We start from the raw sequence: 13,919 nt of genomic DNA on the forward strand, positions 1-13,919 counted from the left end.
AAAAGCTTCGACTCCAACGCCTCAGCACACGCCCTTCGGCACAAGGTCGAAGGAGGCGGATCGCAAGCAACACCCAAATCCAAAAACAACCGTTAGAACAAGAGAGCTGAAACGATGGGAAAGCCAACCGGATTCAAAGAGTTTGATCGTAAAAAGGTCGCATGGCGTTTGCCAGTCGTTCGGATCAACGATTACGACGAAGTCTATACCGAACCGAATGCCAAGCAATTGCAAGAGCAAGGCGCTCGATGTATGGATTGCGGCGTTCCGTTTTGCCAATCGAACAGCGGATGCCCAATCGATAACTTGATCCCCGAATGGAACGACCTCGTTTATAACGATCGCTGGCAAGAGGCGATTGAGCGACTGCATAAAACCAACAACTTTCCCGAATTCACCGGTCGAACCTGCCCCGCACCGTGCGAGGGAGCTTGTGTTCTGGGAATCACCAACCCCCCAGTAACGATCAAGAACATCGAAAATGCAATCGTCGATCGCGCATGGGAAGAAGGCTGGATCAAGCCTGAACCACCAACGATGCGGACGGGTAAAAAAGTTGCAATCGTCGGCAGTGGACCGGCGGGCTTGTCGGCTGCAGATCAACTGAACAAGGCCGGCCACGAAGTGACCGTCTATGAGCGAGCCAACCGAATCGGTGGACTGCTTCAATACGGCATTCCAAATATGAAACTATCGAAAAAAGTGGTTCAACGACGCGTCGACAAGATGACCACCGAAGGAATCAAGTTTGTGACCGGTGTGAATGTCGGCAAAGACATCGACCCCAAGGAACTTGTCAACGATTCCGACGCGGTGTTATTGGCTTGCGGTGCGACGAAGCCGCGCGACCTGCCGATTCCAAATCGCGATGCCAAAGGCGTTCACTTTGCAATGGAGTTTTTAGCGGCCAATACAATGCAAAGTGTTCACGCCGACCAAATTGGTGACCGTTTCATTAGCGCCGAAGGAAAAGACGTGATCGTGATCGGCGGCGGTGACACGGGAACCGATTGTATTGGCACAGCCCTTCGTCATGGCTGCCGAAGCTTGGTCAACTTTGAATTGTTGCCGAAACCGCCGGCCGAACGCGGAGCGGACAACCCGTGGCCTGAATGGCCGCGAATCTACCGAGTCGATTATGGTCATGAAGAAGCGGAAGCGAAGTTCGGTCGCGACCCTCGCGAGTATCAAATCCTTAGCAAAGAGTTTCTCGTCGACGACGAGGGCAACCTTACTGGCATCAAGACCGTCGAAGTCCAGTGGACCAAGGGCGATGATGGCGGATGGAAAATGGCCGAAGTTGAAGGCAGTGAAAAGGATTGGCCCGCTCAATTGATTCTATTAGCGATGGGCTTCCTGGGACCGGAGCAGTACGTTGCCGATTCGCTAAACATCGAAGTCGATCCGCGTAGCAATTTCCAAGCCGAACACGGTCGGTTTGCGACGAATGTCGATGGAGTGTTTGCGGCCGGCGACTGCCGACGTGGCCAGAGTCTGGTGGTCTGGGCGATCAATGAAGGCCGCGGAGCGGCTCGCGCGATCGACATCTACCTGCAAGGTTCAAGCAATCTACCAGCGCCCGGGATCACGCTGGGCACCTCGCTAGAAATCGGCTAAGGGGGGGGAGAACGGACGCCCCCTTTCCGTCGTGGATCTTGTTAAAGATCCTTTTGCGTCCGGATCTTTAACAAGATCCACGACTTGCGGCAAACGGGCGACCCCTTACAAACGGATCGCCTGCGATTGGTGGACCACTGCTGTTTTTGGCTCGCATACCGCAGCCATCTCAATCTGGACGGCCCAGCGGCCTTCGGCATCGGCGTTGACGATCCAGTGCGGTTGGACACAGACGCTTTGGTGCACCAATTCGAAACCCGACTCACTTTGACTGACGGTCGAGATCGGGAAGGCCCAAAGACCGCTCTTACGATCGATCTTTAGAGAAACGTCAATGCCCAACCAACGGTCGGAGAGACGGAGCCCATCGGCGTCACGCAAATCCAACTCTTCACCGAGTTGGCCGAGGTGGTTACCTTGCAGATCAGAAAAGTATCGATCGTCTGCACCGGATGGTAAGCCGGCAAAATTCATTTCCACCGCGAAATGCAAAGGCTTGTCTTGCGGCACATCTTCTAGCAGGTAGGTGACCATCATTCGGTCGCTACCAGCTTCGAGCGTGACCGCTTTGGTCAATGTGATTGGGATCCCCCATGCGTTCCCGTCTCGTCGCATTTGCACTTGTACGCGATCGGCACCACGACGAAGCTTTGTTTCAAACGGCAATTCGACAAAGTCACCCCGTTCTTCCGCTTCGCCCCGTGCAACCGATTCCAATGTCGCATCGGTATCGTAGAAATGATCCATCAAGCTCTTGCGTGCGTAGCGGTCGTACTGCAACCGTTGATCAAGGTCAGCCTGCTTAAAGACAACTCGATCGTGGATACTCGCGACCTCGGCACCGCTTGCACTTGCACCTGCTAAAACCTTGCGGTGATAGTCCTCGGGGCGGCGTTGCAGTGTTGCCAACAGATTGTGGCGAATATCACGAACGTCCAATTCGTACATCCGGCCACCTCGCCCCGGCGCAATCCAGGCACACAACCGATTGTTGCTAATCCGGACCTCCTGCAAACCATCGAAGTTGTAGTCCTCTGCGGCGGCCGTGACGGTTTGGTCGTTCATCCCTTCCAAATCCGACAACAAATTGTCGGCCGCGATCAGGTGTTCGTAGATCGCATTGCGAAGATGCGGCAAATAGACGCCGCCGAATGCACCATGCCAATAGGGGCAATTGCATTGACCTCGATAAAGGTGGTCACGGATTTCAGCGATTGCCGCGTTGTCGGCGACCTTTGTTTCGGCCTCCTTCAATCGGCGGCTAACGCTCATCATCCGAGCGTACATCTCGTTGGTTTCGTCATACTTTGACTTGAAATTCCGCCAATAGCCACCACGAATGAACGGCTTCAAGTCGCTCCACTGAGGATGATCAGCGATGGCGTGCGTGACATTATCAAACGTTGCTTGCGCTTCGGTGGGTAGCGCCCACTCGGTCATTTCGCGGTAGCTGCAATCGGGCAGATAGACCTTGCCAGCCGGAGGCGTCTTGGTAACGGCTTCGGCGAGGGATACGGTCTTTAACCACGAAGCGTTTTCGCAAAGTGCGGTGAAGAAAGATCGCAGCCAGCCCTGTTCATAAACATGCACCTTGGTATCGGGCCAAGTCCCAAATTTCTCACCATCATCCCCGAACGTCAAAACCGCGCCAGGTGACCGCTCGGCGAATTGCCGACAATGTTCAATGGTTTGGTCCGCCGATTGGAAGGGAATCGTATACCGAAGTCGCTCCGAGCCTGGAAATATCTTTAGCACACGACCGTCGTCCTCGGTCAAGAAGTAGCCGTTGAGTTCTTCATCGGACAACCCCGCAGCCCGGAAATGGTAGTCATCCAAAACGGTATACTCCATTTCGGCGTCAACGACATCGGATGTGAGCGACGATTCCCAAACCCGTTCCGGCATCCACATCCCGCGTGGCCGAACACCTAGATTCCGATGCAGCCAATTGCTATAAGCATGAATTTGGCCGATACGGTCGCGTGATGGCAGCATCGTCATGATCGGTTCGTACTGTGGACCGCCAATGATTTCCACCCGTCCCGCGTCGACCAACATTCGCAAGCGATCGATATACTCAGGATGCCGCTCTGCCAACCAAATCATCAACGGGCCGGAGGTATGAAGCGAAATCTGAAGGGCTTCAAATGGCTCGAAGACCTCCAAAAACGGCAGATAGCTGTCTTGATAAGCTTGTTCGAAGACGCCGTCAAAATTGCCAATGGGTTGATGGTTGTGCAGTACGAGGCACAAATATGCGTGTGGCGTCATATTCTTCAAATTCAAAGTGAAAAAGGTGGATGCTGAAGTGGGGCGATCGGGAAGCTTTCCACTCGCTTTTGGCTGAGCAGACAACTTATTTGATACTATCGGTCCATTCGCTCTAATCGGTTCAGCTAAATTATAGGCTTCTTCGCTTCAATCCGTCAGCCGACGGTTGGCAATCGAGACCGTAGCCGAATACAAATGATAGCCAGCCCCCCTAATCAGCTCCCAAAGCGAGAAAAAGGTTGTTTGTCCCAATTTTCGCTCGCCGCGATGGATAGCCCCAGAAGTCCGTCCGAGGAAAAGACGGATATGGGCCTTCGATTGGAAGATTGGATCTATTTATTCTGCGGCAAATCAAAGAAAACACCGTGCTTATGACGGATGATCTCGCCTTCTACCAAATAGATTACATCTTCCGAAATGCTCTCGGCCAAATCACCAATGCGTTCCACATGCCGAGACGCGCTAAAGCAATGCACCGCTGGCTCGATTAGCTCGGGATCACGATTCATCATCTCGTGCAGCAGGTCGATCACAACTCGATTGAGCGTATCGACGATAGAATCGGTGCGAATCACGTCCGCCGCTTTCGCGGAGTCTTCTTCGACAAAAGAATCGAGCGCATTTCGAACCATCTCGGTCGCGGTCTGCACCATTTCGGACAATTCCGCTGGCGGTTGAAAGAGTGGAAAGCGATCCAGGGCGAGAGCTCGTTCGGCGATGTTACAGGCCAAATCCGCCATCCTTTCCAGGTCGCTATTTACCTTAATCACCGTCACGACCCGCCGTAAATCGCTGGCGACCGGTTGATAAAGAGCAAGCAATTTGAGGCACTCTTCTTCGATGTGGATCTCCGCATCGTCTACCTCCTTGTCGCTTGCGATGACTCGGTCCGCAAGGTCAGCTCGCCCCTGAACCAGCGATCGCACCGCTAATTGAATCATCTGTTCGACACTCGCAAACTGGGTTACAAGGGATTGACGCAGAGCATCGAGTCCACGTTGCAGATGTTTTGACATAAAACGCAATCCAATTAGTGGGATTCGGCAAAAGGATTTTATCGTAGTGGATCTTGTTAAAGATCCCCATGCAAAAGGATCTTTAATAAGATCCACTACGGAGAATAAGTATGGATGAGTCGTCGCCTAACCGAACTTGCCGCTGACGTAATCTTCGGTTTGTCGGTGTTTAGGCTGCGTGAACATTTGCTTGGTATCGCTGAACTCGACAAGTCGACCAGCATAAAAAAATGCAGTTTGGTCACTCGACCGTGATGCCTGCTGCATATTGTGCGTCACAATGACAATCGAGTACTGTTCCTTAAGCTCATAAATCAGATTCTCAATCGCCAACGTACTAGCGGGATCGAGAGCGCTGCATGGCTCATCCATCAATAAAACCTCAGGGCCAACGGCGATCGCCCGAGCAATACAAAGTCGTTGTTGTTGACCGCCTGATAAGCCTAAAGCCGAACCGTGAAGGCGATCCTTGACCTCCTCCCAAACCGCAGCCTTTCGAAGCGACCACTCGACGAGTTCGTCGAGTTCCGATTTATTGAGTCGCATGTGAAGTCGAGGGCCAAACGCGACATTGTCATAGATACTCTTCGGAAACGGATTGGCCTTTTGAAAAACAATTCCCACGCGCCGTCGAAGATCGACGGTATCCGTTTGAGAACTCAAAATATCCAAATCTCCAAGCAGCACCTCTCCTTCGGCACGAGCCGATAGCACCGTGTCGTTCATACGATTGAACCAACGCAGTAGGGTGCTTTTCCCACAACCACTCGGCCCAATGAACGCCGTTACACTATTCTTTGGAATGTCGATTGAGATCGAATCGAGCGCTTGAAAATAGCCGTACCAGGCACTTAGGTCACGGATACGAATCGCAACCGGCATGGTTGGATCGCCGTTGCTGTGAGTGGCCGAATCGGATTGGGCCGCCGCATGAGGTTCCGCATGAGGTTCCGCATTGGATCCCGCAGAGACTTCGCTTCGTTTTGTGTTCGTCACGGGCGTTGGCTTTCTTGCAGTTTCAGGCAACAACATGTTCGTCTTTCTCCAGTCGGTAATGTACTTAACTTAGCGGTTTTTGCATCCGCTGGCGAATGACCACGGCAACGGCGTTAAAGGAAAGCAAAATCCCTAGTAAAACAATAATTCCACCCGCCGCCAGCTGGTGAAAATCTTCCTGCGGTCGGCTCGTCCAGTTATAAATTTGCAGCGGCATCACCGTGTAACTGTCCATCAAATGCTGAGGGGCAGTACGAATGTAGATAATCCCAGCAATGATCAGAATTGGTGCCGTTTCCCCGATCGCACGGCTCATTGCCAAAATCGATCCTGTCATGATTCCTGGAATCGCCGAAGGTAGCGTCACGTTCCAAACGACTTGCCAAGGTGTCGCTCCGATCCCAAGAGCCCCATCGCGTAGTGACGAAGGGACCCCCCGCAGTGCTTCTTGCGTGCTGATGATGATGACCGGAAGGATCACCAGCATTAGAGTCAAAGCCCCGGCCAGCACTCCGCGGCCGAGCGGCAGCTGAAAATAATACCAGGCCTTTTCGCTAATCCGTCCCGGCACCGCCGCCGAGTCGATGCCAGCGGAAAGCACTTCCGGATCCGTTGGCATTTCCTCCATCGTATCAACCACGTGGACCACGACCGGCACCAGCCGATTGCCATCGTTTTCAAACGCATTCATGCCTTGGGTTGGAACCGTTGGCGGATCGGCACGATCGTCAACTGGCACGAGGAAGTAACGCTCATCGACCTCCTCGCCCATCGTCAAAAAGGGGTCGCTGCCTAAATTGGTAAATTGATCGTAATAGGTTGCACCGATTTCCCAGGCTGCCTGTCCAGGCTTGGAAGCGTTGCCGAAAAACGAAAACATCGATACAAACGCTGTTAAGCCTAAGATTCCATAAACAACGCTTGGCACCCCTGCCAAATTGCTAATGTTCAATTGGATCACGCTGTAGCACCATGCCGCAATTTTCGTGCGCGGCTTGAATTCCTCAAGCAGGACGGCCGTTGCGACTCCGATCGGCAACGTGATCATGGCGCAAAGAGCGCAAATCCATACCGTTCCCATCACCGCGGGGAACATTCCTGCATCCGCAGGGTCAGGCTCAGGCGTTCCACCGAGCAGCGTCCACGAGAGTACCGGAATGCCTTGATAGAGAATCGAGACCAGCAGTAAAACCAATACCATGACGGAAATGGTGGCGATGCCGACACACAATCGACGAAACCGAGCATCCGTTCGCATGCGGCGGCGGCTATCCGTCGGAGGTTTGCCGTCGGTTGGTCCCATCGGCGGATCGAGGGAAGAGTCACTCATTCGTACGTCTCCCGGAACCGTTTTCGGATCACGTTACCAAACATCGTCAAGGATAACGTGATCAAGAACAACGTGAAGGCAACGGCATACATCGAATAATATTCGGTTCCAAAATTGGAAACATCACCGCCCGCCATCTGAACCATAAAACCTGTCATTGTTTGTATTTCATCTCGAGGATCGATCGTTAATTGCGGTCGACTGCCTGCGGCCAAAGCGACAATCATTGTTTCGCCGATTGCCCGAGCAATGGCTAACAGAAACGCACTAATAATGCCGCTGAGCGCCGCGGGGACGATAACCTTCACCGAAGCATCAAAGCGAGTCCCACCGAGTCCATATGCCGCATCGCGAAGCGATTTGGGGACCGCTTGCAGAGCATCTTCCGCAAGCGAGCAAACGGTAGGAAAACATAGAATGCCGACCGCAATCCCTGCGCTCATGGCGTTGTAGACGCTGAATCCGTCATGCAACCACTGCAAGATCGGCGTGATGGTTGTCAATGCAAAGAACCCGTAAACCACCGTGGGAATTCCCGCCAAAATCTCCAGTATCGGCTTGAGTGCATTGCGTACTTTTCGAGGTGCGTACTCACTCAAATAGATCGCGGTGATCAGACCCAGCGGCAATGCAAAACACATCGCAATCGCCGTGATCAAGAGCGTGCCGCTGATCAATCCCCAAATTCCGAAACTCTTCGTCGCCCCAAGCAGCGGAGTCCACTGGGCCGATCCCAAAAAATTACCTAGCGTTACCTCCTCAAAACTGAAAAAGGTAATCGTTTCCCCCAGCAATACTCCGATGATGGCAAGAGTAATGAGAACGGAGAAAACGCCACAACAAATTAGCGAAAGAAAGATACCCTTCTCTCTTAGGCGCACAGCACTCAAACTCCGCCGCTGGCGAGCAAAGTAGCTGTCTATTCGCTGCTGTGCGAGAGGATCGTTAGTGAGTGCTGTAGACACAGTAATTCATATAGTTAGTGGCTTGTTTAAACGCGTGGCGAGAGGAGGCAAACGCTTTGCCTGATATCACTCAAACGCGAACCCTCAGTTTACCGTGCTGGTGGTCTTGTAGAGTTCCGTTACCGCACCACTGCGTTTTTTCAAATCTTCTGTCAAGTAATGGGTACCAGTATTACCACCACGGCAATGCTTCATCGCTTCGGCGTAGACCGTTTTTGGCAAGGCAACGTATCCGGTTTGCGCGGCCAACTTAGGAGCCATTTGCAAATAGTAAGCAACGAACCGCCGAACTTCCGGACGCTTGAAAGAACGAGCATTGACGTAGATGAACAAGGGACGACTGAATGGAGCATACGTCCCGTTTTCAATGGTCGTCGCGTCAGGTGAGACCGGCTCGTTGGTTTCAGGATTAATGATTGGCACCGATTTCAACTTGTCCTGATTTTCTTCGTAGTAGGCGACCCCAAAGAATCCAATCGCATTCGGTGAACCCGAAACGCCCGTGACTAGTACATTGTCATCCTCACTCGTACTCATATCCGAGCGAAGAGACCCTTCCTTATCGGCAACGACCTCCTTGAAATAGTCGAACGTTCCCGAGTCCGTGCCAGGAGCAAAGATCTTGATTGGCTTCTGCGGCCAACCATCACGGACTTCGGACCATGTCTTCGCGGACCCTTCGGCAGTAAAAATCTTACGGATCTCATCCACCGACAAATGATCGACAAAGTCATTGTCTTTGTGAACAACCAAGGTCAATCCATCGTAGGCCACCGGAATCTCAAAGAATTCAATGCCTGATTCTCGAGCCGCCTCGAACTCGGTCGATTTGATCGGTCGCGATGCATCGGATATATCGGTTTGTCCGATTGTAAATCGCTTGAACCCGCCACCCGTGCCCGAGACTCCGACATTCACTTTCACGTTAGGAAAATCTTTGGTGAAACCGCTGGCCGCTGCCTCACTAATGGGGTATACCGTGCTACTGCCGTCAATGTCCACTTTTCCTAGTAGACTCGCATTTTGGGCCTGGCTAGATGCAGGGACTAAGAAACCGAATACAACTGCAGTCACAAAATTACGAAAAACTCGACGTCTCATTGAAGTGCCTTTTTAGCGAAATTGCTTTTTGAAGTTCATTTGTTTCAAGACGGAAAGGATATCAGATCCAATTTCTCAAAAGAGGCGAGTTGTGCTAACGGACGATGAAGATTGCGTTAAGATTCCTGAGCCGTTTTCTACCGACCCATCGTGCTGACGCTCCCCCCCTTTGATACCGAGCAAGTTCGCAAGAAATACCCACTTGCTCCTCCTCCTCATTCGCATCGAGGACAAGCTCCCGAGCAATCGGCGACGTGGCCTGGGGTGCGACCTGGGGCGCAATGAAACTGGCCCGACTCTTCGAGAAACGCCAGACATCTGCGATTGTAAAGTGAACTCGTTGTGCGTTACCATGGTGGCACGCGATTTCAATCGCTGCTGTCCCTTCAAGTGTACCCAAAGTGACTCAAGCCGTGACGTTCAAAAAAACGAAGCTTCGAAAACCGAGTTACCAAGGTGCCGAGTCGGAGCGTCCGCGTGAACGCAAAATCGGATCGCTTGTCAATCAATTGATCTCTCGCCGCGGTTATGCCCAAGTGACGGTCGTCAATGAAATGGAAGCTGCCATTTTAGAGGGGATCGACGAGAGCATCCGCTCAAGTATTCGCGTGGGTAATTTGAAGCGAGGTGTGCTCGACATCTACGCGTCCGATTCGGTAACGCTGCAAGAGCTGAACTTTCAAAAGCGTTCGATTCTGAAGAAAATCCTAGCAAATCATCCACAAGCAAAAGTCAGTGACTTGAAGTTCCGAATACAAAGCGGTGTCTAACCCAATGAGACATCGGAGTTATGAGACATCGGAGTTCGCGATTGACGCGAATGGAACGTTGCGGCCCATGGTTGCGGCCCATGAATGTTTTTGGGTGGCATTCGATTCCCTATTCATGTTGTTTGGCCATAGCCTCCGCAACGATTGGTTCGTAGATACCAGGGATGGCCGTATTGAGAATGACAACACGAATCAGATAGATCGCTACAGGGACGCCAAGAATTAGCCCCCACATTCCAAAGAAATGCTCCGCAACAAACAGAATCACGATCACCAAGATGGGGTGCAAATGCCCGAGTTTCCCAATGATCTGTGGCGACAGTACCAGTCCCTCAAGCAAATGGATCAGGGCGACCGCCATCACGACCTGCAGTACCATGAGGAATGACCCATCCGGCTGCAAGATGGCAACCGCGCAAATGGGAATGCCCGACAGAATCACGCCAAGGACTGGGATAAAACTAAACACAAAGACGATCAAGGCCAATAGGAACCGGTATTCGACCCCGATGAAATACAGCGTGACTAGAGTAAAAACAGCATTGAACATTGCGATGATGACTTGCCCCTGAAAGGACTTGCCGATCAGCTTGCCAAACGCAACAACGTTGGGAGCGATTTCATCATAGATTCGCTGCAATCGTGTTTCGCGAATGCTTGCCACCGCCAGCTTGATTCCATGCCAATCGATCAAGATCAGTATAGCCAGTATCAGCGACGTGATGACCTGGATAGGAATTCGGACCAGATGGCTAAGACCTTGATCAACCCGGCCAACCACCGCTTCCATCACGATGTCGCCGTCATTCTTCGCATGAGTTCGGACCCAGTCGGCAACGTGGCTGGTACCCCACCACTGCCGGCCCAATTCCAACTTGGTCGCCGTCTCAAAATCGTGCTGTCGGGATGCAAGCGATTCTAGATCCGTTTTGTCATGCTCTCGGACCGCTGCAAGAAATGCATCTCTTCCTTTTGTGTAGGCTGTCGCAAGGGTTTGAAAATAGGCAAATTCGATCGGCACGGCGACTGGATTCTCTGCTCGCGATTTTTCGTAGAACGCTTTGAAGCGGTCTTGGTATTCGCGTGATTGTCGAAAGTCGGTCGACATTCGCACCGCCTGGGCTTTAGCCCATTCATTCTGGAACTGGGTCATCAAAACGGGGTCTAACTTAATGTCAGTCAGGACTTGTTCACAAATCTGCTGATCGCGATAGGATTCGAAATCGGGACGCTTCTTGAGACTTGCCAATTCGTTCGACTTCTCAGCTAACGAAAACCCTGCGAGCCAGCGTGATCGGTAGTAATCACTTCGCTGGTCGAGCAGCTGTGGTGCTTTGACCGTCAGGAACCAGTGATCGAACTGCGCGCTGCGTGCCGGTCCAAGCTGACCGTCGGATTTCAGATGAAGCGTCTGAGCCTGCTCATAATTGGACTCGAACTCCGACCTCAGCCTGGAATCAAGTTGAGGAAACGTTTGGTACAAGCCTTCGCCATTGCGTCCAGATTCCTCGAACCGCTTGTGCCCTTCCTGATACCGCTGGTCTTGCGGCGAACCAAATTGCTGACGAAATCGCCATGTCCCAACGGTATTGGACAGCACACTGTTTTGTATGTCCGCCGCGCTCATACCTTGCATGCGGGCGAGCAAACTTTCGCCTTGACGAATCACCTGAGGCACAAAGTACCGGCCGATTCCATACATCCCTAAACAAATCACAGCAAAAACCGACAACGTCACTGCCAACTCCAAGCCTCGGCTCGAACCATCGGACGCAATTCGCTGCATCAGCATCCTGACCAAGCCACGCGCGACGAAGCAGAGCAGGAATGTCAAGAATCCAATCAGAAAGAATTCACGGAGCAAGAACAACAGCGTAAGAAACGCAGCCCAAATCAGTGGCTTGTACCACCATGGACTCGGACTGGAGGACTCCGAAAAATGGCTGGATAGATCGCTGCCCATGACAAGACTCGCCGAAAACTTCTAAAAACCAAGACCCCGCGCCCAAAGCTATTGAGTTGGACTAGTCCAACCCATCCGCTGCACGTCCCCGACTCGACTTCAAGTAAAAGAAACCCGCTGCCGCGGCCGCGACCACAATCATGACAATCCACAACACGATCGTGTACTGCTCCAACGTCGCCATCGCTACCAACATGACCGTCAAAACGACCCCCATGATCAAAAGTAGCCAGTCGAAATGGATTCCCGCCAAGCAACAGCTAAATGCCAATAACAGCAATGCGAAATCCGAGGAGGACTCGCGACTGATGATCTCCTTTCGCTCCAGCACCGCCAGCACTCCGAGAAAAACCAGCAGCACAGACCAATGCGCCAGTTCCCGACTGATCAGATTTCTCAGCCCATCCCCAGCTCGCTTCGCTTTGCGGATGCTTCGCCACAATCCGAGTACCGCATAAGTGATCACGACAAACAACCAGTACCACCAGGCACGTTGCTCCAATGCCTGACTCAACCCCATGCCAATCAACGCCAACACAAGCATGCCACAGAGCACTCCAAACTGCAGCTTCCAACCTGTGCGGGAGTTTGTCTCTTCTACCAAGCTCGTTTCCGTCGTCTCATCCATCACTGTTCCCCCGAGGATCAATTTTCAGCACCTGTACTCCGGATCGCGTGAGGCAAAGTCGCATCAACGCATCTCATGTGGTCAAAAAAGGAAACAGCCATTCAAACGACGAATCGAGAGATCGAATCGTTTGATGAGTCCAAGTTTTCGATCGAGATCGATACCGTAGCGGGCAATTCTACTACAGAAAGCCGACGAAACCAAGCAAGCAAAAGCGCAAACTTGGACTTTGCGGAACCAAGCCAACAGGTTACTCGCGTCCATCCCCTTGGTAGACGCGTTTCCCGAGTGTCGGAAAGACGACATCCAACCCGATAGCGTTTGGGCTTCTAGAAGACGCTTTCAACAAAAATCTCTTTGGGCAATGGGTTTCTTTCGTACTCGTCGCTACGCTCTCGCGGCGGCAACTTGACCGACTCGTTTGGAATTTCCTGATACGGAATTTGAGTCAGCAGATGACGAATGCAATTGAGTCTTGCCCGCTTCTTGACATTTCCCTCGACGACCCACCACCTCGAGTACGGCAGGTTTGTTCGCTCCAACATGATCTCTTTGGTCTCGGTGTACTGCTCCCAGCGGCGGCGAGATTCCAAATCCATCGGGCTGAGTTTCCACTGCTTGAGCGGATCGTTGATTCGGCACTGAAAACGAAACTGTTGCTCTTCGTCGGTAATGGAAAACCAGTATTTAATGAGATGGACTCCTGAGTCGGCAATCATCCGTTCAAAGCTTGGCACATCGCGAAAGAAAGCTTCGTATTCTTCATCGGTACAGAACCCCATGACACGTTCGACTCCCGCCCGGTTGTACCAACTGCGATCGAACAACACGATCTCGCCAGCGGCGGGCAGGTGTGGAGTGTAACGTTGAAAATACCACTGTGATTGTTCACGTTTTGAGGGCGCGGACAGAGCGACGACCCGACACACACGCGGGTTCAAACGCTGGGTGATTCGCTTGATTGCACCTCCTTTTCCAGCCGCATCGCGGCCCTCGAAAAGGATTGCCACCTTGGCGCCCGTTTCGACGACCCAACTCTGCAACTTGATCAACTCTTGCTGTAGCCGCAATAGATGTCGAAAGTATTCGCGGCGACTCATCTCGCCTTCGGTGCTTGATTTTGAATCGGAGCGATAATCTTGATTCATCATCGCGTCTTCAAGCTCCGCCTCGAATTCCTCGTCAATCGAGTCCAGTATCTCTTCGCGGATTCTTAGTATTTCTTGCTCGGTCATGGTCGCGTCGTCTTGGGAAAACAGGGT

The 13,919-nt window shown here is 52.2% G+C and carries 11 protein-coding genes; 2 read left to right on the top strand and 9 right to left on the bottom strand.

Annotated elements, in window-relative coordinates:
• The first annotated feature begins 114 nt into the window (after positions 1 to 114).
• The gene (locus Q31b_RS01115; protein ID WP_146597849.1) at positions 115 to 1,617 is read left to right on the top strand and encodes a glutamate synthase subunit beta; all 1,503 of its coding nucleotides are present in this window, start codon (positions 115 to 117) and stop codon (positions 1,615 to 1,617) included.
• 105 nt (positions 1,618 to 1,722) lie between these two features.
• On the opposite strand, the gene Q31b_RS01120 is transcribed toward Q31b_RS01115, so the two are convergent.
• The 6 genes from Q31b_RS01120 to Q31b_RS01145 all read right to left on the bottom strand — a co-directional run bounded on the left by Q31b_RS01120 (position 1,723) and on the right by Q31b_RS01145 (position 9,296).
• Positions 1,723 to 3,888 (bottom strand): alpha-amylase/4-alpha-glucanotransferase domain-containing protein, encoded by a 2,166-nt coding sequence (locus tag Q31b_RS01120; protein ID WP_146597850.1) that lies wholly within the window; start codon positions 3,886 to 3,888, stop codon positions 1,723 to 1,725.
• A gap of 332 nt (positions 3,889 to 4,220) precedes the next feature.
• Positions 4,221 to 4,904 carry a phosphate signaling complex protein PhoU gene (gene phoU, locus Q31b_RS01125; RefSeq protein WP_197170730.1) on the bottom strand — a complete coding sequence of 228 codons (684 nt, stop codon included), beginning with the start codon at positions 4,902 to 4,904 and terminating at the stop codon, positions 4,221 to 4,223.
• Between the two features lie 126 nt (positions 4,905 to 5,030).
• A complete protein-coding gene (gene pstB / locus Q31b_RS01130) occupies positions 5,031 to 5,786 on the bottom strand; it encodes a phosphate ABC transporter ATP-binding protein PstB (RefSeq protein WP_146598681.1) in 756 nt (251 codons plus the stop codon).
• Positions 5,787 to 5,964: 178 nt separating this feature from the next.
• Positions 5,965 to 7,230 (bottom strand): PstA family ABC transporter permease, encoded by a 1,266-nt coding sequence (locus Q31b_RS01135; RefSeq protein ID WP_146597851.1) that lies wholly within the window; start codon positions 7,228 to 7,230, stop codon positions 5,965 to 5,967.
• The gene (pstC, locus tag Q31b_RS01140) at positions 7,227 to 8,195 is read right to left on the bottom strand and encodes a phosphate ABC transporter permease subunit PstC (RefSeq protein ID WP_231617210.1); all 969 of its coding nucleotides are present in this window, start codon (positions 8,193 to 8,195) and stop codon (positions 7,227 to 7,229) included. The genes Q31b_RS01135 and pstC overlap by 4 nt, the downstream gene beginning before the upstream one ends.
• 84 nt (positions 8,196 to 8,279) lie before the next feature.
• Positions 8,280 to 9,296: a PstS family phosphate ABC transporter substrate-binding protein gene (locus Q31b_RS01145; protein ID WP_146597852.1), complete on the bottom strand. Its 1,017-nt coding sequence runs from the start codon at positions 9,294 to 9,296 to the stop codon at positions 8,280 to 8,282.
• A 413-nt stretch (positions 9,297 to 9,709) separates the two neighbouring features.
• Here Q31b_RS01145 and Q31b_RS01150 point away from each other — a divergent pair, with 413 nt between their 5' ends.
• Entirely contained in the window at positions 9,710 to 10,066 is a 357-nt protein-coding gene (locus tag Q31b_RS01150) for a DUF721 domain-containing protein (protein ID WP_197170732.1), read from the top strand.
• A 109-nt stretch (positions 10,067 to 10,175) separates the two neighbouring features.
• Here the strand turns inward: Q31b_RS01150 and Q31b_RS01155 are convergent, their stop codons facing one another.
• The 3 genes from Q31b_RS01155 to ppk2 form a co-directional block, all read right to left on the bottom strand.
• Positions 10,176 to 12,029 (bottom strand): AI-2E family transporter, encoded by a 1,854-nt coding sequence (locus tag Q31b_RS01155; RefSeq protein WP_146597854.1) that lies wholly within the window; start codon positions 12,027 to 12,029, stop codon positions 10,176 to 10,178.
• A gap of 61 nt (positions 12,030 to 12,090) precedes the next feature.
• Entirely contained in the window at positions 12,091 to 12,657 is a 567-nt protein-coding gene (locus Q31b_RS01160) for a hypothetical protein (RefSeq protein WP_146597855.1), read from the bottom strand.
• A 329-nt stretch (positions 12,658 to 12,986) separates the two neighbouring features.
• The gene (ppk2, locus tag Q31b_RS01165) at positions 12,987 to 13,892 is read right to left on the bottom strand and encodes a polyphosphate kinase 2 (protein ID WP_146598683.1); all 906 of its coding nucleotides are present in this window, start codon (positions 13,890 to 13,892) and stop codon (positions 12,987 to 12,989) included.
• Positions 13,893 to 13,919 lie beyond the last annotated feature (27 nt).

The organism is Novipirellula aureliae (assembly GCF_007860185.1).
Taxonomy (GTDB): Bacteria; Planctomycetota; Planctomycetia; order Pirellulales; family Pirellulaceae; genus Novipirellula_A; species Novipirellula_A aureliae.

Bases quoted from the DNA above. Each gene is read 5' to 3' on its own strand.
- Q31b_RS01160 (WP_146597855.1), bottom strand. From the start codon at position 12,657: ATGGATGAGACGACGGAAACGAGCTTGGTAGAAGAGACAAACTCCCGC.
- Q31b_RS01120 (WP_146597850.1), bottom strand. From the start codon at position 3,888: ATGACGCCACACGCATATTTGTGCCTCGTACTGCACAACCATCAACCC.
- ppk2 (WP_146598683.1), bottom strand. From the start codon at position 13,892: ATGACCGAGCAAGAAATACTAAGAATCCGCGAAGAGATACTGGACTCG.
- Q31b_RS01155 (WP_146597854.1), bottom strand. From the start codon at position 12,029: ATGGGCAGCGATCTATCCAGCCATTTTTCGGAGTCCTCCAGTCCGAGT.
- pstB (WP_146598681.1), bottom strand. From the start codon at position 5,786: ATGCCGGTTGCGATTCGTATCCGTGACCTAAGTGCCTGGTACGGCTAT.
- phoU (WP_197170730.1), bottom strand. From the start codon at position 4,904: ATGTCAAAACATCTGCAACGTGGACTCGATGCTCTGCGTCAATCCCTT.
- Q31b_RS01115 (WP_146597849.1), top strand. From the start codon at position 115: ATGGGAAAGCCAACCGGATTCAAAGAGTTTGATCGTAAAAAGGTCGCA.
- Q31b_RS01145 (WP_146597852.1), bottom strand. From the start codon at position 9,296: ATGAGACGTCGAGTTTTTCGTAATTTTGTGACTGCAGTTGTATTCGGT.
- Q31b_RS01135 (WP_146597851.1), bottom strand. From the start codon at position 7,230: ATGAGTGACTCTTCCCTCGATCCGCCGATGGGACCAACCGACGGCAAA.